At 67.4% G+C, this 23,485-nt stretch carries 29 protein-coding genes and 2 pseudogenes; 20 read left to right on the top strand and 11 right to left on the bottom strand.

The window, feature by feature from the left end; genetic code table 11:
• The first annotated feature begins 70 nt into the window (after positions 1–70).
• Positions 71–559 (top strand): hypothetical protein, encoded by a 489-nt coding sequence (locus HNP02_RS13475; RefSeq protein WP_184439150.1) that lies wholly within the window; start codon positions 71–73, stop codon positions 557–559.
• The gene (locus tag HNP02_RS13470) at positions 556–867 is read left to right on the top strand and encodes a transcriptional regulator (protein ID WP_184439148.1); all 312 of its coding nucleotides are present in this window, start codon (positions 556–558) and stop codon (positions 865–867) included. Before HNP02_RS13475 ends, HNP02_RS13470 begins: the two co-directional genes overlap by 4 nt.
• Before the next feature lie 48 nt (positions 868–915).
• Here HNP02_RS13470 and HNP02_RS13465 read toward each other — a convergent pair.
• The 5 genes and pseudogenes from HNP02_RS13465 to HNP02_RS13445 all read right to left on the bottom strand — a co-directional run bounded on the left by HNP02_RS13465 (position 916) and on the right by HNP02_RS13445 (position 4,977).
• A pseudogene (locus HNP02_RS13465) lies at positions 916–2,203 on the bottom strand (acyl-CoA carboxylase subunit beta).
• On the bottom strand, positions 2,200–3,432 hold the full coding sequence (gene lipE, locus HNP02_RS13460) for a lipase LipE (protein WP_184439145.1): 1,233 nt from the start codon (positions 3,430–3,432) through the stop codon (positions 2,200–2,202). Before lipE ends, HNP02_RS13465 begins: the two are co-directional and overlap by 4 nt.
• Positions 3,429–3,917, bottom strand: a complete 489-nt coding sequence (locus HNP02_RS13455) for a peroxynitrite isomerase (protein ID WP_184439143.1) — start codon at positions 3,915–3,917, stop codon at positions 3,429–3,431. The genes lipE and HNP02_RS13455 overlap by 4 nt, the downstream gene beginning before the upstream one ends.
• A 17-nt stretch (positions 3,918–3,934) precedes the next feature.
• Positions 3,935–4,282, bottom strand: coding sequence for a hypothetical protein (locus HNP02_RS13450; RefSeq protein ID WP_184439141.1), 348 nt, complete (start codon positions 4,280–4,282; stop codon positions 3,935–3,937).
• A 38-nt stretch (positions 4,283–4,320) separates the two neighbouring features.
• A complete protein-coding gene (locus HNP02_RS13445; protein WP_184439139.1) occupies positions 4,321–4,977 on the bottom strand; it encodes a class I SAM-dependent methyltransferase in 657 nt (218 codons plus the stop codon).
• Between the two features lie 110 nt (positions 4,978–5,087).
• On the opposite strand from HNP02_RS13445, the gene HNP02_RS13440 reads away from it, so the two are divergent.
• Genes HNP02_RS13440 through HNP02_RS13425 form a run of 4 tightly spaced genes read left to right on the top strand, consistent with a single transcriptional unit; the run spans position 5,088 to position 9,482 of the window.
• Positions 5,088–6,218 (top strand): FAD-dependent oxidoreductase, encoded by a 1,131-nt coding sequence (locus HNP02_RS13440; protein WP_184439137.1) that lies wholly within the window; start codon positions 5,088–5,090, stop codon positions 6,216–6,218.
• A gap of 59 nt (positions 6,219–6,277) precedes the next feature.
• Positions 6,278–7,471, top strand: a complete 1,194-nt coding sequence (locus HNP02_RS13435) for a PP2C family protein-serine/threonine phosphatase (RefSeq protein ID WP_184439831.1) — start codon at positions 6,278–6,280, stop codon at positions 7,469–7,471.
• Complete coding sequence (locus tag HNP02_RS13430; RefSeq protein ID WP_184439135.1) at positions 7,468–9,045, top strand: CHASE3 domain-containing protein; 1,578 nt, start codon at positions 7,468–7,470, stop codon at positions 9,043–9,045. Before HNP02_RS13435 ends, HNP02_RS13430 begins: the two co-directional genes overlap by 4 nt.
• Positions 9,042–9,482 carry a response regulator gene (locus HNP02_RS13425; RefSeq protein WP_184439133.1) on the top strand — a complete coding sequence of 147 codons (441 nt, stop codon included), beginning with the start codon at positions 9,042–9,044 and terminating at the stop codon, positions 9,480–9,482. Before HNP02_RS13430 ends, HNP02_RS13425 begins: the two co-directional genes overlap by 4 nt.
• Here HNP02_RS13425 and mrf read toward each other — a convergent pair.
• A complete protein-coding gene (gene mrf / locus HNP02_RS13420) occupies positions 9,451–10,671 on the bottom strand; it encodes a ribosome hibernation factor-recruiting GTPase MRF (protein WP_184439131.1) in 1,221 nt (406 codons plus the stop codon). The two genes, HNP02_RS13425 and mrf, sit on opposite strands and share 32 nt — an antisense overlap.
• 112 nt (positions 10,672–10,783) lie before the next feature.
• Between mrf and rpmB the strand changes: the two genes are divergently transcribed.
• From rpmB to HNP02_RS13395, 5 genes are read left to right on the top strand one after another with little or no spacing between them, the layout of a single operon-like run.
• Entirely contained in the window at positions 10,784–11,020 is a 237-nt protein-coding gene (gene rpmB, locus HNP02_RS13415) for a 50S ribosomal protein L28 (RefSeq protein WP_184439129.1), read from the top strand.
• Entirely contained in the window at positions 11,020–11,184 is a 165-nt protein-coding gene (gene rpmG / locus HNP02_RS13410; protein WP_184439127.1) for a 50S ribosomal protein L33, read from the top strand. The genes rpmB and rpmG overlap by 1 nt, the downstream gene beginning before the upstream one ends.
• 2 nt (positions 11,185–11,186) lie before the next feature.
• A complete protein-coding gene (gene rpsN, locus HNP02_RS13405; RefSeq protein ID WP_184439125.1) occupies positions 11,187–11,492 on the top strand; it encodes a 30S ribosomal protein S14 in 306 nt (101 codons plus the stop codon).
• A complete protein-coding gene (gene rpsR / locus HNP02_RS13400) occupies positions 11,489–11,752 on the top strand; it encodes a 30S ribosomal protein S18 (RefSeq protein WP_184439118.1) in 264 nt (87 codons plus the stop codon). The genes rpsN and rpsR overlap by 4 nt, the downstream gene beginning before the upstream one ends.
• Positions 11,749–12,120: a hypothetical protein gene (locus HNP02_RS13395; protein WP_184439116.1), complete on the top strand. Its 372-nt coding sequence runs from the start codon at positions 11,749–11,751 to the stop codon at positions 12,118–12,120. Before rpsR ends, HNP02_RS13395 begins: the two co-directional genes overlap by 4 nt.
• 1 nt (position 12,121) lies before the next feature.
• Here the strand turns inward: HNP02_RS13395 and HNP02_RS13390 are convergent, their stop codons facing one another.
• Positions 12,122–12,481 carry a hypothetical protein gene (locus tag HNP02_RS13390; protein ID WP_184439114.1) on the bottom strand — a complete coding sequence of 120 codons (360 nt, stop codon included), beginning with the start codon at positions 12,479–12,481 and terminating at the stop codon, positions 12,122–12,124.
• Positions 12,482–12,583: 102 nt separating this feature from the next.
• Between HNP02_RS13390 and HNP02_RS13385 the strand changes: the two genes are divergently transcribed.
• Genes HNP02_RS13385 through HNP02_RS13355 form a run of 7 tightly spaced genes read left to right on the top strand, consistent with a single transcriptional unit; the run spans position 12,584 to position 18,412 of the window.
• Positions 12,584–13,057, top strand: coding sequence for an SRPBCC family protein (locus HNP02_RS13385; protein ID WP_184439112.1), 474 nt, complete (start codon positions 12,584–12,586; stop codon positions 13,055–13,057).
• Between the two features lie 4 nt (positions 13,058–13,061).
• Positions 13,062–14,231 carry an alpha/beta hydrolase gene (locus tag HNP02_RS13380; RefSeq protein ID WP_184439110.1) on the top strand — a complete coding sequence of 390 codons (1,170 nt, stop codon included), beginning with the start codon at positions 13,062–13,064 and terminating at the stop codon, positions 14,229–14,231.
• A 58-nt stretch (positions 14,232–14,289) separates the two neighbouring features.
• The gene (locus tag HNP02_RS13375; RefSeq protein WP_184439108.1) at positions 14,290–15,276 is read left to right on the top strand and encodes a DUF4129 domain-containing protein; all 987 of its coding nucleotides are present in this window, start codon (positions 14,290–14,292) and stop codon (positions 15,274–15,276) included.
• Positions 15,273–15,758, top strand: a complete 486-nt coding sequence (locus HNP02_RS13370) for a hypothetical protein (RefSeq protein WP_184439106.1) — start codon at positions 15,273–15,275, stop codon at positions 15,756–15,758. Before HNP02_RS13375 ends, HNP02_RS13370 begins: the two co-directional genes overlap by 4 nt.
• Positions 15,755–16,729: a MoxR family ATPase gene (locus HNP02_RS13365; protein ID WP_184439088.1), complete on the top strand. Its 975-nt coding sequence runs from the start codon at positions 15,755–15,757 to the stop codon at positions 16,727–16,729. Before HNP02_RS13370 ends, HNP02_RS13365 begins: the two co-directional genes overlap by 4 nt.
• Positions 16,726–17,976, top strand: a complete 1,251-nt coding sequence (locus HNP02_RS13360) for a DUF58 domain-containing protein (protein WP_184439086.1) — start codon at positions 16,726–16,728, stop codon at positions 17,974–17,976. Before HNP02_RS13365 ends, HNP02_RS13360 begins: the two co-directional genes overlap by 4 nt.
• 1 nt (position 17,977) lies before the next feature.
• Positions 17,978–18,412 carry a hypothetical protein gene (locus HNP02_RS13355; protein ID WP_184439084.1) on the top strand — a complete coding sequence of 145 codons (435 nt, stop codon included), beginning with the start codon at positions 17,978–17,980 and terminating at the stop codon, positions 18,410–18,412.
• A 57-nt stretch (positions 18,413–18,469) separates the two neighbouring features.
• Here HNP02_RS13355 and HNP02_RS44025 read toward each other — a convergent pair.
• The 3 genes and pseudogenes from HNP02_RS44025 to HNP02_RS13340 form a co-directional block, all read right to left on the bottom strand.
• Positions 18,470–18,706 (bottom strand): annotated as a pseudogene (locus HNP02_RS44025) (DUF805 domain-containing protein); the annotation flags it as partial.
• Between the two features lie 315 nt (positions 18,707–19,021).
• Entirely contained in the window at positions 19,022–20,533 is a 1,512-nt protein-coding gene (locus HNP02_RS13345) for an RNA polymerase sigma factor (protein ID WP_184439082.1), read from the bottom strand.
• A gap of 99 nt (positions 20,534–20,632) precedes the next feature.
• Entirely contained in the window at positions 20,633–20,968 is a 336-nt protein-coding gene (locus HNP02_RS13340) for a hypothetical protein (protein WP_184439080.1), read from the bottom strand.
• Between the two features lie 181 nt (positions 20,969–21,149).
• Here HNP02_RS13340 and HNP02_RS13335 point away from each other — a divergent pair, with 181 nt between their 5' ends.
• A complete protein-coding gene (locus HNP02_RS13335) occupies positions 21,150–21,974 on the top strand; it encodes an acyl-CoA thioesterase II (protein ID WP_184439078.1) in 825 nt (274 codons plus the stop codon).
• Positions 21,975–22,028: 54 nt separating this feature from the next.
• Entirely contained in the window at positions 22,029–22,874 is an 846-nt protein-coding gene (locus HNP02_RS13330; protein ID WP_309241535.1) for a rhomboid family intramembrane serine protease, read from the top strand.
• A 3-nt stretch (positions 22,875–22,877) separates the two neighbouring features.
• Here HNP02_RS13330 and HNP02_RS13325 read toward each other — a convergent pair whose 3' ends face one another.
• Positions 22,878–23,255 carry a heme-binding protein gene (locus HNP02_RS13325; protein WP_184439076.1) on the bottom strand — a complete coding sequence of 126 codons (378 nt, stop codon included), beginning with the start codon at positions 23,253–23,255 and terminating at the stop codon, positions 22,878–22,880.
• Between the last annotated feature and the right edge of the window lie 230 nt (positions 23,256–23,485).

Raw genomic sequence — 23,485 nt, 5'->3', positions numbered from 1 at the left:
TTGACGGATTGGAAAGTAAAAAGTACTTTCCACTCTAGAAAGTAACCGCGCGAACCCGAAAGAGACGGCAATGGACATCACGCCCACCCCGAACGAAGCGGACGAGGCGCTGCGCCAGATCCGGCACCAGCAGGCCGAATCCGTCAGGAACGCCTACAAACCAGGCCCATGGTGGGCGCATCTGGTGCTCACCGCCTTCTTCGTCAGCTACGGCCTCGGCAAGGACCTGGACTCCGTCTGGGGCACCGTCTTCCAGGTCCTGTGCTGGCTGATCCTCGCCGCAGTGGCCGTGGTGCAGTGGCGCCGACGGCAGGTCAAGCGGTCCGTTTCGACGTCGATGCGGATGAATGACCCCCTGAGCTGGGTTCTCATCATCGGATTCACGGCGGCAACGCTCGCCGTCCTCTTCGGAGGCCCGCATCTGCTCGCCTCGTTTGACGTGCCGTTCCCGCACGCGATCAGCGGCTTGGCTACCGGCTTGATGCTGATCTTGGCAATCCCGTTGGGCCGCTGGCAGGTTCGACGTAGCATCGCGCGCATCGAGTCCGGGGAGCGATGACTGCTCAACTGGACGCCGTCATCCACCCACCGACCCGACTGTCGATCATGGCGCTGCTCGCCACGGCGGACGAGGCCGACTTCGCCTTCGTGCGCGACAGCGTCGGCGTCAGCGACTCCGTGCTGTCCAAGCACGGCAGCGCACTGGAAGCGGCTGGCTACGTCGAGATTCGCAAGGGGCACGTGGGCAAGCGGCCGCGGACGTGGTTCAGGTTGACCCCGGCCGGCCGACGAGCGTTCGCTGGGCACGTCACGGCACTGCAGGAGATCGTCGGTAAGGCAGCGAATCTGCCGGAACTGCGTGGGTAGTGTCCTGAGTCGTCAATTCGCCTGTAGCGGTTGGGGTTGGTGGGTGTATCAACGCCTCGGGACACTAGCTGTATACCAGGTGTCGACGAAACGCGGTCGCGGGGAATCGAGTTCGTGGACTCCGGCCGCGGAAAGCGTGGACGCGATCAGCTCGCGGGTATCGGCCGGATCGATGACGTCGTCGATCTCGAAGAGCTGGGCGGCGTTGAGCGCCTTGGCATTCTCCTGCGCGGACGCGGTGGCCTGACGCACCCGCTCCTCGCGCTCGTCGTCGTCGGCGATCGCCTCAAGCTCCTTGCGAAGGCCAAGCCGCACGGCACCCTCCAGCCCCATCGGACCGAGGTGAGCACCCGGCCACGCCACGGTCAGCAATGGTTCGTGCAGCCCGCCGCCGCACATCGCCTGTGCCCCAAGCCCATACCCGCGACGCAGGATCACCGCGACGAGGGGCACGCGAAGCGAAGCCCCCGCGACCAGCATGCGCGAGCCACGGCGTACCAGCGCTTCGGCCTCCGCGGCGGGGCCGACCATGTAACCAGGGCAGTCGATCAGCGAGACGACGGGAAGCCCGAACGCATCGCACAGCTGCAGGAAGCGGGCGGCCTTGTCCGAGGCGCCTGCGGTGATCGCCCCTGCCATGACCATCGTGTTGCACCGAGATCGGTCCGACCTCGTCGGGGTGCACGTCGCCCAGCCCGCCGCCCGCGATCATCGCAGGGCCGCCCATCCCGATGGAGGCGTTTTCGGTGGCGACGATGAGGTCGGCGCAGCCCGCGATGACGGCGTTGCCCGCGAAGCACCGTCCGTTGACCACCGCGATCCGCGGCACCAGACCGGACAACGCAGCCCACAGCTTGAACGCGCGGACGTCGAGCGACGAGACCACCGGATAGTCGGTGTCACCCGGCCTGCCCCCGCCGCCCTCGGCGAAGAACACGGTGGGCAGCCGCATCCGCTCGATGACGTCGAACAGCCGGTCCTTCTTGCGGTGGCCGAGCGCGCCCTGCGTGCCCGCGAGCACCGTGTAGTCGTAGGCCAAGACGGCGCACGGGTTGCCGTCGATGCGGGCGGTGCCCGCCACCAGACCGTCGGCCGGCGTGCGCGCAATGAGGTCGTCGACGTCACGGCGGAACCGCTGCGCGGCGATGGCGAACCGGCCGTACTCGACGAACGAATCGGGATCGACGAGGTCGGCGACGTTCTCGCGCGCCGTACGCCCGTTCGTCCCGTGTCTGCGCTCGACCGCGTCGGGTCGCGCCGCATCCTCGGTCAGCGCCCGGCGCCGCAGCAGCTCCGCATGATCATCGCGCAGGGTTTCGTCGGCGGAAGGGGTCATCGGGGGATCTCGGCGGCGATGGCGTCCAGCAGCGCCGGATACCGCTTGGCCTCCCTGTGTCCGCCTGGCTTGCCGCTACTGACCACTCCTGCCGCGAGCTTGCGCGCCGGGTCGGCCCATATCGCAATGTCGACAAGGCCGGTGTGCCCGAACGCGGCGGGCGCGTCGCGGCCGAATGGACCGAATCGCTTGGAGCCCAACATGTACCCGGTGCCCCAGCGCAGTGGTGCGAGTCCCATGGCGAGGTCAGGACGCAGCCGCCTTGCCTCCGTCGTGGCGGCGCGCAAGGTCTCCGGTTTCATAACCCGAACGCCGTCGAGTTCGCCACCGCGACGGAGCAATTCGGCGAACCGGGACAGCTCGTCAGCGGTGGAGACGGTGCTGGACGACGGCACCACGCTGGTGAGGAACTGTGGGGTGTTGGTGAACGGGATGATCTGGTGTGTCGTACCGCCCACCGCTAGCTTGAAGGCCGCCGCGATCGGGGCAGGCAACGGCTTGCCCGTGGCGTGACTCGGCGCGACCAGCGGAACGTCTTGCGGTGCAACGCCGTAGTTCGTCCAGCGAAACCCCAGCGGGTCGAGGATCTCGGTGGCGAGGACGTCGCGGATGTCTCTACCCGCGGCGGCGGAGACGATCTCGCGGACGAGCGGCCCCCACGTCAACGCGTGATAGATGTGCACCAACCCCGGCCGGTAGATCGGCTTGAGGTTGCCGAGCATCTCGCGGGCGTACTCGCTGTCGTTCATCCGCTTGAGGTCCGGCTTCGGGCCAGTGGCGAACGGCACGCCCGCGCTGTGGGTCATCACGTGCCGGATCGTGGTGCGGTCCTTGCCGTGGCTGGTGTAGGTGGGCAGGTAGTCGCAGACCCGGTCGTCGAGCGAGAGCACCCCGCGTTCGGCGAGCATGTGTACGACGGTCGTCGACATCGCCTTGGCCGCGGAGTACACGCAGAACGGGGTCTCCGTGGTCACCGGAATCTTCTCGGTGTCCGGTGAATCCTCTGGACCGTTGCCCCAGCCGTGCCCGATCGCCCGGTTCAGCACGACCTTGCCGTCGTGCCGAAGGCAGACCTGGATGGCCGGGTGCATGCCCGCCCGGTACCAGTGCCGTGCGGCCCGCCAGATCCGGTCGACGGCCGCGCGATCGATGCCGGAGTGGTCCTCGTCGCCGATCGACGTGACCGCGTCGAGGTCGGAGGGGACGCGAATCCGCCCATCGCCGGTCATGCCGGTTTCCTGTGCAACGTCGCACCCAGGTGGTGTTGTAGCGGCTGGCCCACCGCGCGGAGGCGCAGCGCGTAGGTCAGCTCGTCACCGTCGATGCGGAACGAACGGCCAAGGGCCGTAACGTCCTTCGCCGAGGCGGTCAGCCCGACCGTCGTGGTGGTCAGCTCCATCACGATCGTCGTCCCGTCGATCGTCAGCGTGCCTTCCTCGATCTCGGTGATCCCGTTCGGATGCGCGAGTATCCATTCGACCCGCCCTGGTGACGGCACCCGCACGAACCCGACTTCGGCGTGCAACGGCCTGCCCGTCTCGTCGTCGGACTTCGTCTTCTGGCCGTAGGTCAGAAACGGCTTGCCGACGTGGCCGAAGGTGATCTCCTCGAGGTAGCCGAACGTCTCGATCGTCGGGTATTCACCGACGCCACGCCCGACCCACGTGCCGAGCAGGGGGGCGAGCACGGCGATGTCGGGGTGCAGGTCGACCACCTCCGTAGATTACTCACCTACGTGGTGACCGCCATGTCGGCCACAGGCGTGCGGAACCGCAGGTTGAAGTCGGTGACCTCGTCGGCGTGCAGCAGTTTGACGTCGTCGGCATAGTTCATCGAGGTCAGCGACGGCGCACCGTCGCCCTGGCGGGGTAACGCGTGCACCGAGCGCTGCACGTAGCCCGCCGAGAAGTCGAGAAGCGGCCGCGTCGGCATGGCCGGGCTGGGCGCCTCGGGGGAGCAGACGGTGTAGCCGCCTGTGTCCATGTGTGACAGCAGCGCGCAGAAGTGTTGGCACAGAAGGCCGATCTTCAGCGTCCACGACGACGTGGTGTAGCCGATCGCGAAGGCCAAGTTCGGCACACCGCTGAGCATCAGGCCCTGCGCTGGCGCGGCTCTGCTTAGGGCTTGCCTCCGAAGGTGACCAGGTCGGGGACGAGCTTCGTCCAGAGCGGCCGGTCGACGCGATGCTGATCGAGGATGGTGAACCCGGCGCCTTCGAACAACGCCCGCATCTGCGTCGGCGACGGACTGTGGGCGGGGGTGAACCGGCTATCGGAGAGCCACTGCAATGCCTGCGGCGGCGCCGGGCTGATCGTCGCGACCGCCACCAGACCGCCTGGGGCGAGCACCCGGTGGAACTCGGCTAACGCCGCCGGCTGGTCGAAGAAGTGGAACGCCGACGTCGTCACCACGGCGTCGAGCGCGCCGTCGTCGAAGGGGAGCTTCTCGGCAGGACCCTTCAACCAGTGCACCTGCGACGATCGCGCCTTCGCCTGAGCGAGCATGCCGTCGGACATGTCGACCCCGTAAACCTCGTCGAGATGCAGTTCGCGCTCGATGCGATCGGCGAGAATGCCCGTACCACAAGCGATGTCGGCAACTCTGCGAGATCCAGCCGACCTCAGCCGCGCGACCACCTCGTCCTGCGCAGGACGATAGACCCAGCGCTGAAGAAACTGCGCGTCGTATGCGGGCGCGGCGAAACTCCAGAACCGTGTGATGGCTTCGTTGAAGCCCCTGCGCCGTACTTCCGTGCCCGAACCATCGAAAGTCATGTCACCACGCTACGCGCGGCTTTGCACCCGGCCTGGACGCAAACTAGAACGTGTTACATTCTGCAAAATGGGGGCTACAACCCTGAATAAGGCCACGAGTGAGCAGGACCATGAGTAAACGCATCGTCATCGCGGGCCTCGGCGACAGCGGCGTGCTCACCGCGATCCGGCTCGCCAAGCACGCCCCCGACGTTCACGTGGTGGGCATCTCGACCAAGCCTGCGTTGGTGAGCGGTCAGGAACTCGGATGGCGGATCAGCCGCCCCGACCACTGGGCCCGGCACAACTGGATCTCCTTCGACCAGTTCCGGGGACTGGATCGGGTGCGCACCGTCCACGGCACGCTGACGGGGGTCGACCTGGCGAACCGGACCGTTGCCGTTCGGGGCGACGACGGCGCGACGACGGACGAGGGCTACGACGTCCTGATCATCTCGACGGGTGTCACCAACGGGTTCTGGCGTCAGCCGACGTTTCAGTCCACCGACGAGATCGGCGCGGACCTGCGCGCCGCACGCGATCGGCTGGCCGCCGCCACGTCGGTGATCGTCGTCGGCGGCGGCGCCGCGGCCGTCAGCAGCGCGGCGAACATCGCGAGGACATGGCCCGGCACACGGGTCGACCTCTACTTTCCTGGCGAACGCGCATTGATCCAGCACCACACCCGAGCATGGGATCGGGTGCACCGTCGTCTCGATGAGGCAGGCGTCGTGCTCCATCCCGGCCACCGCGCCGTGCTGCCCCACGGTTTCACCGGTGATGAGATCACCAGCGACCCGGTCGAGTGGAGCACCGGGCAGCCGTCGTCGTCCGCCGACGCCGTCCTCTGGACGATCGGCCGGGTGCGGCCCAACACCGGATGGTTGCCAAAGGATCTACTCGACGAGCATGGGTTCGTCCGCGTCACCCCGGAGCTGCGAGTGCCCGATCACCGAGGCGTATTCGCGGTCGGAGACGTCGCCGCCACCGATCCGCTTCGAAGCTCTGCCCGCAACAGAGCCGACGGGCTGCTCGCGCACAACGTCCTCGCCGAATTCGAGGGCAAGCCAATGCGTTCCTATCGGCCACCAACGCGGCGTTGGGGTTCGGTGATCGGCATCCAGCGGGATGGCCTCGAGGTGTTCACCCGGAACGGGCGCGCTGTGCGCTTTCCCGCGTGGTCGTTCGAACACGTCTTGATGCGGTGGATCGTGCGGTGGGGAATCTATCGCGGTGTGCGCGATGCCGAGCCTCGTGTGTGACGTAGCTGGGTATTGTCGACCCATTGTCACTCGATGCAACACCACATCCCCCCGAACCGATGTCCATGGTCGGCCCAGGCACTGATCGCGATCCGACCCAGGAGCCGTTGTCACTGCTGTTGGTCGAGGACGACCGCGGTGACGCCCTGCTGGTCGAAGAGCTGATCGCCGACGCCAACGCAGACATTCGCGTGGTGTGGGTCCGGTCGATGGCGGACGCCGAGCGCGAGCTGGCGAACGTTCGCCCGGACTGCGTGCTGCTCGACCTCAAGCTGCCGGACGCCAACGGGATCAGCGCGCTGGACCGGATTGCCAAGCGGTCGGACAACGTGCCGGTCGTCGTGCTGACCGGATTCAACGACGAACACTTCGGTGTCTCGGCGGTGGCGTCCGGCGCCCAGGACTACCTGGTCAAGGGACGAGTCGACCCCGAGACGCTGCGCCGCGCCCTGCTCTACGCGATCGAACGCAAGCGCGCTCAGAGCATCTCCGCCGAACTGCATGCGAGCCAGTTGACGGCCCAGGAGAACACGCGCCTCGCGCGGGGGCTGCAACCCACGCCGCTGCTGCTGGAGAACCCTGGTGTCGACATCGTCGCGCAGTACCGGCCCCGCCACCAGAACGCCACACTCGGTGGAGACTTCTACGACTTCGTCCAGACTCCTGACCGGACGGTCCACGTCATGGTCGGTGACGTGGCCGGACACGGTCCCGACGCAGCCGCGCTTGGAGTGGCGTTGCGGATCGGCTGGCGGGCGCTCACCTTCGCCGGTCTCCGCGGCAGTGAGCGCATGCGGCAGCTCGAGCGGATACTTCTGGCCGAGAGCCCAGCCACCGGCATCTTCGCGACGGTGCTCAGCGTGGCCCTCGCACCCGACAGCCGGCGCTTCAACGCGGTCCGCGCCGGTCACCCCGGCATGTTGAAGCACGGGCCGAAGACCGTCGAGTGGCTGGAACCGCCTGCCGGGCCTGCCCTTGGCCTCGGCGGCACCGAATGGCCGCTCAGCGAGTTGGAGCTCCCCCAGGGGCACGGGCTGGTGCTGCTCACCGACGGCATGTTCGAGGGACATTCCGGTGAAGGCAATCAGCGCCTCGGTGAAGCAGGCCTGCTCGACCTGGCGCGCTCGCTGACCGCGCTGCCCGGCCCTGAGTTCGTCACCGCCCTCATCGACGGAGCCGAGAAGCGCGCCGAGGCACACGGCGGACTCAGCGACGACATTGCGGTGGTCCGGGTGGAACGCACGGACGGATGACCAAGTCCCAGCGTGGGTTTCAGCTCACCGTGCAGGGCTGGCAGAACCTGGTGCTGGCCGCCATGGGAATCGTGGTGTTCGCGGGGGCGGTGACCGGGTCGATATTGCTGAACCGGACCGACGAGGTGTCGCGCGAGCTGATCAATGACATTCAGCCGTCGCGAGTGGCCGCCTACCAGTTGCAGGCCGCCCTCGGGGATCAGGAGACTGCCACCCGCGGGTACGCGATCGCCGCCGATCGACAGTTCCTCGACCCGTATTTCGACGGCCAACACGCGGAGGAGGCCGCCGCGGACGCCATCCGCGAACGCCTTGCCGATCGACCCGACCTGATCGCCGACGTGGACGCCATCCAGCGGGCTGCGGAGCGCTGGCGCAGCACCTACGCCGAGCCACTCATCGCGAGCATCAAGCCCGGTGCGCCTGGCGTGATCGACGGCACGACCGTCGACCGTGGCAAGACCGAGTTCGACGGCATCCGCTTGCTCTTCGAGCTGCAGAACCAGCACCTGATCACGGCGCGGCAGGACGCGATCGGCGAGCTCGATCAGGCGCGCGGCTGGCGCGACCGGGTGTTGGTGGGCATGGTCATCGCGTTCCTCGGGATGGCGATCGCGTTGGCGATCTTGGTGCGCAGCGCGATCACGCGACCGTTGGAAGCGCTCGCGGCGGCGTGCAGGCGGATCACCGAGGGGAACTTCTACGAGCGGATCACCGTCCACGGGCCCAAGGACATTCGTCGCATCGCCACCGACGTCGAGAACATGCGGCAGCGCATCGTGGCAGACCTCGTGGCGGCGCAGGCGGCTCGTGACCAGCTCGACGAACAGACCGTCGAGCTGCGTCGGTCCAACGCCGAGCTCGAGCAGTTCGCCTACGTCGCGTCGCACGACCTGCAGGAGCCGCTGCGAAAGGTGGCGTCGTTCTGCCAACTGCTGGAGAAGCGCTACGCCGACCAGCTCGACGAGCGCGGTGTCGAGTACATCGACTTCGCGGTCGACGGCGCAAAGCGCATGCAGGTGCTCATCAACGACCTGCTCACCTTCTCCCGCGTCGGCAGGCCCAACACCACCACGGACGTCGACGTGGACCTCGACGTCGCGCTGGATGCCGCGCTTGGCAATCTGACGGCGGCCATCGAGGAGTCCGGTGCGGAGATCGTCCGTCCTGCGCCACTGCCCACCGTCTCGGGGGACCCGACGCTGCTGACGATGCTGTGGCAGAACCTGATCGGCAACGCGGTCAAGTTCCACCGCGACGGTGTCGAGCCGCGGATCGTCCTGGAGTGCGAACCCGGCTCCGGTGTGCACGACGGTCAATGGCTGTTCAGCCTGACGGACAACGGGATCGGCATCGATGACGAGTTCGTCGACAAGGTCTTCGTGATCTTTCAGCGACTGCACGGCCGCGACGTCTACGGCGGAACCGGTATAGGGTTGGCACTCTGCAAGAAGATCGTCGAGTACCACGGTGGCACGATCTGGATCGACACGTCATACGAGACTGGAACCCGCTTTCGGTTCACCCTGCCCGCCAAGGAACCAGCGGCAGTTCTGGAAGGATCACTGGGATGACACCTGCTGTCCGGACGATAGACGTGCTGCTCGTCGAGGATGACCCTGGCGATGTCCTGATCACCCGGGAAGTTCTCGAGCACAACACGATCAACAGCATCGTTCACGTCGCAAGCGATGGGCAGGAGGGTCTGGACTTTCTGTACAAGCGGGGCGCCCACGCCGACGCGCCCCAGCCCGACCTGATCCTGCTCGACCTGAATCTGCCCAAGTACGACGGCCGCCAACTGCTCGAGCAGATCAAGTCCGACGCCGACCTCTGCCACATCCCCGTCGTCGTGCTCACCACCTCCTCCGCGGAGGAAGACGTCCTCGAGAGCTACAAGCTGCACGCCAACGCCTACGTCACAAAGCCGGTCGACGTCGATCAGTTCATGAGGGCGGTCCGCCAGATCGACGAGTTCTTCATCCAGGTGGTTCGCCTTCCGCAGTCGTAGGGGTGGCACGCCCTACGGCTTCGTCGGACGAATCCGCACAGGGATCCTCGTGGAATTCACCGAACGGATCGGGGTAATCGTTCCACTCACCGGGGACGGCCATCTCGTGGGCGGTCAGTAACGCGCCAGTCAAGGCGTCGAGGATCTCGGCCGGGTCTGCACCGCACACCAGGACGGCCATGGCACTGTGCCGATCGCCAAAACGCCGATCCCACATCAAGTTCGAGAACGCGCGCCGCTGCGGGTTCACGTAGGCCAAATCTTGAGTCGTCATGGCGGCGAGCCACTTTCCCGCCGAGCTGACCCGAAGCCCGCCTCCTGCCGACTCGAGCCACATGGCCTGTTCCGGCCGGCCCGCCAGCCACAGCCGGCCACGGGCGCGGACCACGCCGTCGAGCAGCAGGTCGATCGCGGCGTGCAGGCGACGGGGATGAAATGGCCGCTGGGCGTTGAACTCCACTAGTGCGACACGGCCATCGCAGTGCAGCGGTGGCTCTCCGGACAGCAGTGGTTGGTGCGGCTCGTCGCTGCGTCCGCGTCGCGCATCCGGCTCCAGATGCGCCAGTGCCTGGTCGAGCTGCTTGACGCCGACCGTCAGCCTCGCCCGCGGTGCCAGCCTGCGCAGTACCGCGAGGGTCTCGAGTTCCGGTGCGGTGAGCACTACGACGTCGGCGAATTCGGCCTGGCCGACGACGACCTGGGCGACGGTCCGCCCGTCGTTGAGTTCGGCGTCGCCGAGGGCCCGCCCCAGCCATGTGGACGAGTCGATGCACGTGACCACGGCGGCGACCTCCACGTCACGCGCCGCAGGCCCGTCGGCGTACCCGGGGCCGACGCTGACGCGCACGTAGTTGATCGCCCAGCAGATCGGCTCGGGCTCGAGCCACGGCGATAGATGCACGACGATGCGTTCGACGTCGGCGCGACGATGCAGCTTGCGTAGCAGGATCAGCAGGTCGTCGCGGATCGTGCAGGCAATGCAGCCGTGGGCAAGTTCGAGAGCCGTCTCCGCCGTCACCAGCACGCCGTCTTGAAGGTTGATCCCGTCTTGAAGGTTGCGCACAGTCCGCTTGACCACATGACCGTCGAAGCGGTGCTCGACGACCAACGTTCCTGGCTTGCGCAGCAGTGTCCCCGTCACCGAGTCCGTGTCGCCTTGGCCCGCCACCAGCAGCACCGGAGTCCGCATGATCCTCCTATTGAGAATGATTGTCATTAAGCCCTTTCCTACGGTACAGTCCCGGCCGGAGCTTGTCGAAAATCATTTTCAATAAGACGTTGGGTCGAGAGGAGTGATTCGGTTGTCCGCGACGTGTCAGATCACGGGCCGTACAGTCGGTTTCGGGAACAAGGTGTCGCATTCGCATCGCCGCACCCGTCGGCGGTGGTCGCCCAACATCCAGCACAAGACGTACCACCTGCCGTCCGAGGGGCGGCGCATCAAGCTGCGGGTCAGCGCCAAGGGCATCAAGGTCATCGACCGCGACGGGATCGAGGCGGTCGTGGCCCGCCTGCGCCGCGACGGGCAGCGGATCTGATGGCACGCAACGAGATCCGGCCAATCGTCAAACTGCGATCCACCGCGGACACGGGCTACACCTACGTCACCCGCAAGAACCGTCGCAACGACCCGGACCGAATGGTGCTGCGCAAGTACGACCCCGTAGTCCGCAGGCACGTCGACTTCCGCGAGGAGCGCTGACCATGGCGAAGAAGTCGAAGATCGTCAAGAACGAGAAGCGTCGCGAGATCGTGGCCCGCCACGCCGAACGGCGGGCGGAACTCAAGGAGATCATCAGGGTGCCGACCAGTACTGACGACGAAAGAACCGCAGCCCGTGCGGAATTGGCTAGGCAACCGCGTGACGCCAGCCCAGTCCGGGTGCGCAATCGCGACGCCGTCGACGGGCGGCCCCGCGGATACCTGCGCAAGTTCGGGGTGTCCCGCGTGCGGGTGCGCGAGATGGCTCACGAAGGGCACCTGCCCGGTGTGCGGAAGGCGAGTTGGTGAAGGACAAGCCGTCGTCGAGAACCCGCCGCGCCGACCTCGCACCCAAGCGGGCCAAGAAGAACATGTTCAAGACGCTTGGCGTGACCGAAGTCGACTACAAGGACACCGCGGCACTGCGGTTGTTCATCTCCGACCGCGGCAAGATCAGGGCGCGAAGCGTCACGGGGCTCACGGTCCGCCAGCAGCGCCAGGTGGCGACCGCGATCAAGAACGCCCGCGAGATGGCATTGCTGCCGTACGTGCCAGGTGCGCCGCGGTGACCGACCGTGCCTTCGCGTTGGTGGTGTGCACCGGTTGCACTGCAGAACAAGGGATCTCGGTCCTGGACGAGCTGCGCGCCACGATAAGGAGCTGCCCGCACGGGGTACTGGTGGCCGCAGGCTGCATGCTGGGGTCGCTCACCTGCGCGGCCCGCCCCGATCGCCCTGGCGTGTTGGTGCTTCTGCAGCCCTGCGCGATCGACCGCACGCCGGTTGGGTCGGCGACGTGGGTCGGTCCGATCAACAACCGGCACGACGCGGCCGCCGTCGGAGACTGGGTGCGAAACGGGGACTGGCGTCTCGGTTCGCTACCGGAGCACCTGCGCCCGGCGATGAACTCGAAGCGTCACGCAGGCAGCCGGAACTGATTTATAGCGGGATGAACTTCTCGCTGTTGAGCTCGCGCCACAACCTTCGGCAGAAGGCCAGCAGACGCCGCCGGGTCGCGCTCTCCGACATGTGGTCGATCAGGTCGAAGTCCGCGATGACGTAGCCGTCCTTCGCGCGGTGCCACACCTCGGCCAGGCATAGCTCCAGCGCGGCCATGGTCGTCACCCTTGCGGGGGCGATGGCGTCGAGGGCTTCATCGGAGATGAAGGCCGGACACGTGGTGTGCACGGTGTGGTCGACGGCGCGGACGTGAATCTCGAGTGCGATGGGGGACAGCGCGGGAGCCTTGGCACGCTCCCGCAACGTCTCTACCTCGGCGTAAACGGCGTCGTCGCGCATACTGAAATTATAGGGGTAACACGTCCGTAACACTGATTTTACGTCGTTCGGATTCTGGGAGCCCGGTAGGGTTCGGCTCACAGCTGAGCACCGGGAGGCGCAATGTCGGGTCGGACGTTCTCGTTCGAAATCAACAGGACCACCTACGCGCCCCCTGCGACGTTGTTCCGTCTCGAGACCGACGGCGCGCGCTGGGCGGATTGGGCCAAGCCCCTGATCGTGCAATCCAGCTGGGAGCAACAGGGCGATCCGGCACCCGGCGGGGTCGGCGCCATCCGCAAGGTCGGGCTGTGGCCGGTGATGATGCGGGAGAAGACCGTCGAGTACGAGCAGGACAGCAGGCACGTCTACGCGCTGATCGGACCGACGACGCCCGCCAAGGACTACCAGGCCGAGGCGCTCTTCACGCCGAACGCGTCGGGCGGTACCGATCTACGGTGGCGAGGATCGTTCACCGAGGGGGTCCGAGGCACGGGGCCGATCATGCTTGCCTTCCTGCGGGGCGCGCTCCAGCTCATCTCGTTGCGGATGATCAAGGCCGCCGAACGCGAAACCCTCACGGGCCCAACGGGCTGACGATTTGGCGCGCGTCGCTCCGCTGGTCGGTACCGGCCTGGCCACCATACTGGTCGTCGGCCCCGCTCTCGGCGTAGCGGCCACCTTCCTGCACGACGTGCCCTATACGGGCCTGGCGTCGGCGTTCGTCACGCCGGTGATGTCGTGGGTGATCGTCGTCGCGCTGGCAGGGGGAGCGCTCGCGGGCTACCACTGGTTCAGGCGACGCGGCCGCCTCTGCGCGACGCTCGTCATCCTCGCGGTGTTGACCATCGCGGGCGGCTCGGTGGTGACCGCGCGGATGGTCGCCACCGTCGAGGACGCGGGCGCCGACATCGACGTCGTCGACACGTTCGGCGTCTGGTCGAAGCAGACGGCGGCACCGGACACCGAGGCGACCTATGCGACGTTCGACGGAGAACCGTTGCAGCTCAGCATCTATCGGCCGCCGGACGCCGACTCCGCACCCGTTCTGGTCTTCATCCACGGTGGCGGCTTCGTCGCGGGCAGCCGCGATGTGCACGGCCCCGACCTTCGGTGGTTCGCCGATCGGGGCTGGCTGACGATCAGCATCGACTACCCGCTGTCGTCGGCCGACCAGCACCTGTGGGACGTGGTGCAGGGGCAGATCGGTTGTGCACTGGCATGGGTGAGCGCCAACGCGCCCATGTACGGCGGCGACCCCACCCGGCTGTCCCTGAGCGGCGACTCCGCAGGTGGAAACCTCGCCATCAACATGGCGTACATGGCTGCGAACGGCACGCTGGCGTCGGCGTGCGGCGGCCCGCAACCCGTGATCTCCGCGGTGTCGGCGCTGTACCCGGTGGTCGACGTGGCCGGCTTCTACGACAACGCCGACCTCGTACTCGGCGCCGTGTCCCGAGACATGGCCGGCGCGTACACCGGTGGGTCGCCGCAGGAGTTCCCGCAGCGGTACTCTGCGGTCGCCTCGGCCACCCACATCAGTCCGAAGGCGCCACCCACGCTGATCCTGATGGGTGCGGCCGACCACCTCGTCCCTACCGAAGGGACGTACCGGTTCGCCGACCAGGCGAGGGCGGCAGGCGTCGACGTCGAACTCGTCGCGGTGCCCTACGCCGATCACGTGTTCGACGAAAGGACCGGCAGCGTCGGCCAACAGGCCTATCGGCAATTAACCGCAAAGTGGCTGCGCGAACATGGCCAGGCGCCGTGACGACCGGCCTACTATCAGGCACATAGCGGCTGCTCGCAGCGCCGCTAGGAGGTCTGCGATGACGCGCAGCACGGACGGGAACCATCCCGCCGCGACGCCCGCTGCCGAGCACGCGACCAGTCAGGCCGTGTGGCTCGCGGTCCTCGTCGTCATCGTTGCGGTGTCCTTGCGCGGCTACGTTCCCGGCGCCGAGGAACCGGCGCCCGAACACGACACCGAGAACCCCGCAGCCACGGGGCTGGTCATCGGACTGCTAGTGGTCTCGATCGCGATCGTCGCGGCCGCGGTCATTTCCCGCATGCGCAACCGGAAGGTCCCCGCGGCGGGCGGCATGGATCTGCCGGTCCTGCCCCGTGGCAAGGGGGCACGACCGACGTGGCGAATGGTGGTGATCGCCTTCGCCGTAGTGGTTGTATGGCTGCTGGTCGTCATGGCCCTCAACCGCCTCGGCGCAACGCTGGCTACGGATCCGCCCCACGCGACTGTGCCAGGCTCGGTGCCGTCTGCCGTCCCCACTCCGGAACCTGGAAACGCGCCGCCACGGACCGAAGAACCGGCAGGGGAGTCGAACCTGATGCGGTACTTCTACGTCGCCACCGTGGCATTCCTAGTCATCCTCGTGGCGGGCACGCTCGTCGCCGCCCACAAGCGGCGACGCGTGGTGCCGGTCGCGCCGCTGGCCGACCTGCGACGCGACGAGGCGCCCGACGTGGCATCCGAATCACTCGCCCGCGCAGCGGAAGTCGGCCTCGCCGAGGTCGGTGACCTCAGCCGCGAGCCCCGCAAGGCGATCATCGCGTGCTATGCGGCGATGGAAGGCGAACTGTCCCGTGTCCCCGGCGCCATGCCCGAGGACTTCGACACCGCATCGGAGGTCTTGGACCGGGCCGTGGCACACCACGCACTGGGACCGGACAGCGCGACGCAACTGGTGGATCTGTTCGACGAGGCGCGGTTCAGTCCGCACGTGATGACCGAGGCGCATCGCGACGTGGCGGTGCGAGTGCTGCAACGAGTCCTTGGCGAACTGCGGGCCGGCGTATGAACAAGCTGGTGGTCGCGGGCATCGCCTTGATAGTCGTGGTCGGGGCGCTGTCGCTGTCGCTGCCAGACCGCCGACTCTTTCCGTTGATGGTCGGTGCAATGACGGCGGTCGCGCTGCTGACGGTGCGGTGGTTGCTTGCACGCGACGTCCGGATCGCCTCCGACGACACCAGGGCCCGCGATCCTGGCGAGGCCCTGCGTCGGTGGCTGGCGCGGACCGAGAACCTGGTGCAGCGGGCGGAATCCAGCCGATCCGACTGGGACAAGCATCTGCGGCCCATGCTCGCGCGGCAGTTCGAACTCGCCTCCGGGCAACGAAAGGCGAAGGATCCGAGCGCATTTCGGGCCAGCGCTCTGATGGTGTTCGGCCCGGAACTCTGGGCGTGGGTCGATCCGGACAACGTGGACCGATCGGGCGGGCTGCAGCCTGGACCCGGCCGGGCAGTGCTCAACGACGCGCTGGAGCGATTGGAGCAATTGTGACCGAACATGCCGAGGCGGCCACCACGACCGCCGCCAACTGCGAAGCCGTGCTCGACGAGATTCAGCGCGTGGTGGTGGGCAGACGGGCGGCGCTGACGCTCATCCTGACCGCGGTACTGGCGCGCGGACACGTGCTCATCGAGGACCTTCCTGGGTTGGGAAAGACGCTCATCGCACGGGCCTTTGCCGCGGCGCTCGGCCTCGAGTTCAAGCGGGTGCAGTTCACCCCCGATCTGCTACCCGCCGACCTGCTCGGCTCGACCATCTACGACATGCAGTCGGGGCGGTTCGAGTTCCGTCCCGGCCCGATCTTCACCAATCTGCTTCTGGCCGACGAGATCAACCGGACGCCACCCAAGACGCAGGCGGCGCTACTTGAGGCGATGGCCGAACGCCAGGTCAGCATCGACGGCGTCACGCACCGGTTGCAGCCGCCGTTCGTCGTCCTCGCCACCGACAACCCGATCGAGTACGAGGGCACCTATCCGTTGCCCGAGGCCCAGCTCGACCGCTTCATGATCAGGCTGGAGCTGCGCTACCTGTCCGAGACCGAGGAGTTGTCGATGCTGCGTCGCCGTATCGATCGCGGGTCACCCGAGCCGGAGATCGGTCAGGTGATCGACGTGCACGACCTGATCGCCATGCGCGAGTCGGTGGAACAGGTGACGGTGCACGAGGACGTTCTGCGGTACGTGGTGTCACTGGCCGCCGCCAGTAGACAGCATCCGCAGATCGCGGTCGGCGCCAGCCCGCGCGCCGAGCTCGACATCGTCCAGCTCGCCAGGGCCCGCTCGCTGCTGCTCGGCCGCGACTACGTCATCCCCGAGGACGTGAAGGCGCTCGCGGTGCCCGCGATGGCCCACCGAATCACCCTTCGCCCCGAGATGTGGGTTCGGCAGGTGCGCAACACCGACGTCGTGGAGGATCTGCTGCGCCGTGTGCCGGTGCCGAGAACGCACGGCGCAACGTGAACGACACCCGGTCAACCCCTGTCGAACTACAGTGGCAGGCTTCGCGATTGGCGCTAGCACTGACCACCTGCGTGGCGGTGGCGCTGGTCTGCGCCGTGCTGGGATCGGCATGGCAGCTGGTCGCGTTCGCGGCGCCGCTCCTCGGCGTCCTGGTGTCGATCCGGTGGCAGCGGGCGGCGCCCGAGGTGCACGTGCACGCCGAGCCGGGCGTGCTGCGCTGCTTCGAGGCCGAGGAGGTGCGGCTCGCGGTGTGGGCGACGGCCGACGACGGGTCTCCCGTGGAGCTCGTGGTGACGGCACCCGACGGCATGGTGCTCGACGTCACGACCGATCATGCGGGCCGGCTCGAGATCGCGGCGTCGGCCGACCGGTGGGGCCGCTATCCCGTCGTGGTGCGGGTGGAGGTGTTGGCGCGCGGCGGAATGTTCGCTGGCACGGCGACTTTGGCCGCGGTCGAGGTCTTCGTCTTCCCTATCGCGCCCGCACAGTCGACCGCTTTGCCGCGCACCGAGTTGCTCGACCGGCTCGGCACTCACCTCACCAGATACATCGGTCGGGGCGTCGAGTACGGCAACATCCGCACCTACGTGCCCGGTGATCAACTGCGCACCGTCAACTGGCCGGTCAGCGCGCGCCGCGGCGCCCTGCACGTGACCGAGCGACTCAGCGAGCGGGCCGCCGACGTGGTGGTGCTGGTCGATTCGTCCGACCAGCCGCGGGGCCCGGCGACGGAGGCGACCGAGCGGACCGTGAGGGGTGCCGTCCAGGTCGTCCAGCATGCGTTGCGAAGCGGCGACCGGGCCGGTGTCGTCGTTCTCGGTGGCGAGCCGCGCTGGCTCGGCATCGACATCGGGCGCAGGCAGTTCTACCGGGTGCTCGACGCGGTTCTTGGTGCCGGTGACGGATTCGAGGACACGACGGGAACTTTGGCGCCCCGCGCGGCCGTACCGTCGGGGGCCATCGTGGTGGCCTTCTCGACGCTGCTGGACACCGACTTCGCGCTGGCGCTGATCGACCTGTGCCGCCGCGGCCACGTGGTGGTGGCCGTCGACGTGCTGGGTGGGGCGCCGTTCGAAGTGGAGCAGGACCCGTTGATCACCCGGATGTGGGCGCTGCAGCGCTCATTCATGTACCGCGACATGGGCACGGTCGGCGTTGACGTGGTGTCCTGGCGCGGTGACAGCCCGCTGGATCATGTGATGCATCTGGTGCCCGATCACCGGCGCCCGGTCACGGGACGGAGATGACATGCCCGCAGGACGTGCCCTGTCTACTGCGTTCGGTCTGCTGATGGTCGCCGCGACCGCGCTCGTCGCCGAGGGGCCTTCACTCGTCGGTGCAGCACTGGCGGTGGTCGCGGTGGCATTCGGCATCCGGTTCGCCGGGGCCGCAACTCTTGCGGTGACGATCAGTGTGGTGGTGGCCTTGTTGGCCGACGCGCCACCGATGAGTACCGCCCTGGCGGGCATTGCCGCCGCCGCCTACCTGGTGCTGCGGTACTCCAGCAGCGTTGAGTCCGTCGTTACTGCACCGACGGTCGTTGGTGCGCTGGGCTTTTCGGCCATCGGGTTGGGGGCGACGGTGATCCCGGTCAGCGTGCCGTGGTTGCCGCTGGCCGCGCCCGTGGCGGTATTGGTGAGCTACGTGATCGTCGTCAAACCGCTGCTGGCCCAGCGCCGCTGATCGGTCAGTCGAGTGTTCCGGCCCGTTGTCAGCGGCGGTCGAATCGTTCCCCAAGGGTTTCGGGGGCAGCATCCCGAAGACGATTTGCACGATCGCCCCGGCGTAGGGCAGCACGGTGCGCAGAGACATCCACCCGGACAAGTCCGCGTCATGCAGCCTGCGGACCACCAACGCCCAGCCGGGTAGCGCACACCCGAGCGCCGCGAGCACGAAGACTGACAACGCGATGGTGGTGGTGATCGGCTCGGACTGCGTCGCTGACGGCAGCCCGAAGATCACTACTACACCCAGCATGCGTCCTCGCCCGGGTGGCGCAGTCGATGGCCGAACGTGTTGCCGAGCGACCACCGGATACGACGGCGTCGACCGCGTGGTGGAGCTGATCTTGGCGGCTTCGGCAACAGGGCGTTCCCTGCCCGTGCTCGTCGAGATGCTCGATCACGCCCGCGATGAACAGGTCCGCGCACACCTCAGCTCAGCGGCGACCCGCTCTGCCGCGTTGAGAACCGCCGACGGTCGGTCAGCTGAACACCCGGGCGCGAGCGTGCACGTTTGTTGGAAATTCCGCGGCGTGTCGCCAGCAGACGCGCACGCTCGCGGAGGAGGGGGTCAGTTGAAGACTGGCCCACCGCCGCCGTCGCACTGCGGATTCGACGGCGGGCAGTCCGGACCCTGCTGCTGCGCGGGTGGGGCCTTGGAAATGGTGACGGGAGGCTTCGTCTTGGATGGCGGGGTCTCGGGAGTCGACGGCTCGGGCGGCGCTTCGGGCGGTGGCTCGATGTTGGGCAGCGGCTCCTCCTGGCTCGGCTCGGTGCGCTTGGTGGTCGGCTTGGGCCTGGTGGTGATCGGCACGTTGGTCGATGGCTCTGGTTCCGTCGTGCGCTTGTTCGTGGGTCCGGGGTCAGTCGTCGTCACCGGTGGCTCGGTCGGCGCGATCACGATGGCGGTGGTGGTCGTCACCTCGGATGTGGGGATGGCGGGCGGCAGCATTGCCGGAGTGTCGCTCGGCGCAGGGCGTTGGGCGATCGACGGCGTGCTGGTGACGAGCGTGGTCGTCGGCGTGATGGGTTCATTCGAGTCGGCGGGAACCACGCGGAACGCCGCCGGTGCGCCGAGGAAGGCCGCGCCGCCAACGCTGAGGAGGAGCAGGGCCGCGCCGAGGCCAACACGTCCCCTGCGACGCATGGACTTGGACGTCGATGTGGTCTTTCCCGGTGCCGCGGACGCGTGGTTGGCGGGCACGTCGCCGTCGAAATCACGCGGCGGCCACCAGGACTCGTCGTCCTCGGGTCCAGTTGCCTTGGCCCCGTGCTCGGGCACCACCGCCCGATCGAGAGTCCGCTGACGCAGCCAGGCCGGCGCGGGGATGGCCACCGGGGCTGCGCCGAGCAGTGCGGCCGGGCTGACCATCCTGGCGCGGTCGTCCTCGCAGACCTCGCAGTCGTCGATGTGCCTGGCCACCCGTTTACGGATCAGCGGAGTGAGGTGGCCGTCCCATTGATCCACGATGGCGGCCAGCTCGGGGCAGCGGCCAGGGTCGGCCTTGGCGCGCCGGCACAGCAGTAGCGCGCCGAGCGAGCGCGCGACGGTATCGCGCAGACGTTCCACCAGGGTGTTGGCGTTCTTGGGCGTGACGCCGAGCGCCTCCGCCAGTTCGGGGCCGTCGAGACCCTGTCGGTAGGACAACTCGAGCACCACGCGGTCGCGGTCGCTCAATCCGCCGCTGGCGTCGGCGATCAGGTCGGCCAGTTCGGTTCGGGCCGCCAATGTGGCCATATCCGCTTCGCCGCTGGGCATTTCGGGGAGTTCCTCACTGAGCTGTTCGCGCTTGCGGGCGCGGATCCGGGCCAGTGCCTCGGACCTGGCGATGGCGTACAACCAGGACCGCAGCCTGTCGGGTTCGCGAAGTTGGACCAATTTGGTTGCCGCGGTGACGAATACGTCCTGCACGCAGTCCGCGGCGGCTTCGCGGTCGCGGAGCATGCCGACGCAGAAGTCGTGCAGCCGGTCGGCGTAGCGGTCGTAGATCTCGGCGAACGCCGATCGGTCCCCCGCCGCGGCGGCGCGTGCGAGTGTCGCGTCGTCCAGGCCGCTCGGCGACGACGTCGCGAAAGAAGTCATCGATCCACCCCCGGAACAATTCTGACGTTTGCTAGAAATGCCATCATCGTCCTCGCCTCCACGCCGTGTAGTGAATTGGACAAGTCATCGGGCGGTGAATCACCGCTCGCTGAGCACTGGGGCCGGCCTGTTGGGCAGGACCAGCCGGTAGTAGCCGTAGTCGGTGGCGGTGTAGGTGCCGAGGAGCTTGTGACTGGCGTCGTAGACCTTGCAGATCTGGTCACGGTCGAATCCCCGCTTCTGCGTGCTGTACACACCGAGCACTGCGCCGGTGGCATACAGCTCCGGGTGCTGTTCGCACGTCGGCTGGATGCTGGCGGCCGCACTGGCCGGTGCACTCATGGCGAGTGCGCCGACGGCGATGGCGCTGGCGCCGACCGCGGTGGCGACGAGGCGGTGGAGGGTGGTCCGGAAGGTGGTGTGGCTGGCGTTCACGATTTCTCCCTGTGGTTTGTCGCGGCCCGTGTGCCGCGTTCACAGGTAGGAGCGACCTGCCGAACGGAATCCCTCACTTTTTCCGTGGACGTTTCCAGAAGTTCCTCGATACGGCATCCGCGCAGGTCAACGCCGCCCTCGAAGACGCGGAGCCTGATGCCTCCGCTAAAGTGACCCTCCGATGACAGGTGTCAAGTCCGAGGGTTCGCAACCCGATGTGGACGAACGAAGCTGGATCGCCCGCATGCTGGACTTCCGTCGTGACGGTGACGTGTTCGTCGTGCGCAACGCGGCAAGCGGCCCTGGCAGCAGGTTGTTCGGGGGGATGATCGCCGCGCAGGCGCTGGCGGCCGCGGGCGCTACGGTCGACCCGGAGAAGCTGCCGCAGTCACTGCACCTGTACTTCGTGCGCGGCGGCGACTACAACGTCGACGTCGAACTGCAGGTCGAGCGCACCCGCGATGGCCGCTCCTTCGACACGCGACGGGTGACCGCCGTCCAGCACGGCAAGACCATCCTCGAGATGATCGCGTCCTTTCACCGCCTGGAACCCGGCGCCGACTGGCAGCCATCCGTGGTGCCTGCACTCGAGTTCGACGACTCCGTGCCCAAGACCACGGGCCTTGGGTTCGCCGATCGCTTCGAGATCCGCACCGCTGCCGGTGACGATTCCATCTTCGCGGTGCCGCCGTTCTGGATCAGGACCAAGGATCCCATCGAGGACGGTGCGCTGATCCGGGCCTGCACGCTCACGTTCATGTCCGACTTCGGCCCGGTGCCGGTCGCGCGGCCGCCCGGCACGTCGATGAACGCCGAGGGCTCATACGCGGCAAGCCTCGACCATGCGGTGTGGTTTCACCGGCCCTTCAGCCCCGACCAGTGGCACCGCTACGAAGTGCGGCCACTGAACGTCGGAGATGCCCGCGGTCTCGTGGTCGGCTCGCTCTACGACGGTGCAGGCACGTTGGTGGCGAGCACCAGTCAGGAAGCGTTGTGGCGGTTTTGATCGGCCACGCGTCGCGGTCGGCGTGCGCCCCGCCCGGTCTGCCAGAGTAGAGGTGTGAGCACCCCGTACAACCCGGCCGCAGGTACGGCGCCGAGTTGCTATCGCCATCCCGGACGCGAGACATATGTCAGCTGCAACCGTTGCCAGCGTTACATCTGTCCCGACTGCATGCGGTCTGCCGCGGTCGGCCACCAGTGCGTCGAGTGCGTGAACGAAGGCGCTCGCAGCGTTCGACAGCCGACGACCGCGTTCGGCGGGCGGCAAACGAACGTCCCGCTGGTGACGTACGTTCTCATCGCCATCAACGTGGCGATGTTCGTCGTGCAGACGGTGGCGCCCGAGTTCGAGAGGCAGTTCTTCCTCTGGCCGAACGGAGTCGCCCACTACGACCAGTACTACCGGCTGCTGACGTCGGGCTTCCTGCATACGGGCATCACCCACATCGCGTTCAACATGATCGCGCTGTACTTCACCGGGCCCGCTCTCGAGCGCGCCATGGGTCACACGCGCTTTCTCGCCCTCTACGTCCTGAGCCTCATGGGTGGCTCCGTGCTCGTCTACCTCTTGACGCCCGTTGGAACGCCCACCCTTGGTGCCTCGGGTGCGATCTTCGGGCTATTCGGGGCGTCGTTCGTGCTCGCGCGCAAGCTGCAGTTCGACATCCGGGGCATCGTCGGACTCATCGTGATCAACCTCGTCATCACGTTCGTCGCACCCGGCATCAGTTGGCAGGGACACATCGGCGGGCTGGTGACGGGCGCCGCGGTGGCGGCGGTCTTCGCGTACGCACCGAGAGCGAATCGGACGTTGATTCAGGTGGGGTGCTCGGTCGCGATGCTCGCGCTGTTCGCCGCCCTCATCTGGTGGCGCACTGGCGCCATCCTCACAGGCGTCGGGTAACCGTTAGGGGCTCGGCGGCGCGGCGCAGCGGTCCTTCAAGTCGGTCAGCGGCTGCCGAATGCCGATCATGTCGGTCTTCACCTGCGGGTTCGCCGCCATGTAGGCCTTCATCTTCACGGCCACCTGGGCGCGCGAGAGGCCACCGAGACTCGAGACGTAGTTGTTCACGTCCGGGTGGGTGAACAGGTAGGCAGACGTCGCTGCCGAGACTCCGGCCCTAACGCCCTCCAGATCGGCAGCGGTGCAGTTGGGCGGGTCGGCCGCCGGATCCTGGTCGGCCAGTGCTGACGGGATGCCGCCGAACAGGGCCGCGCTCAGCAGCCCGCCGGCGATGATCGTGCCGCTTGCGAGCAGTCGCGTGGTGCGTTCGGAGAATGACATTGACTGACTCCTTGTCTGTGTGGTCCGAGTTTGCCGTGGCGATCGGCGCCTGGCTGGCCGCTCAAGGTGATTCACAGGTCATTGGGGTGTGGCTCACAGCCCACGACGGGCGTGTTCACGAGTGGGAGGTGGTGGACGGCTCGCCGAACACCTTGATAACAAGGCGATTACGGGCGGCGTGGGCGGTTCGCGCCGATCCGGCCCGCTGTTAGCTTCGATTCACACGACAT

Origin of the sequence: Mycobacterium sp. AZCC_0083 (genome assembly GCF_014202335.1) — a bacterium.
In the GTDB taxonomy this organism is placed as follows: Bacteria; Actinomycetota; Actinomycetes; order Mycobacteriales; family Mycobacteriaceae; genus Mycobacterium.
Note: the sequence above shows the minus strand (reverse complement) of the source record. Positions and strands in the feature narration are given on the sequence as shown.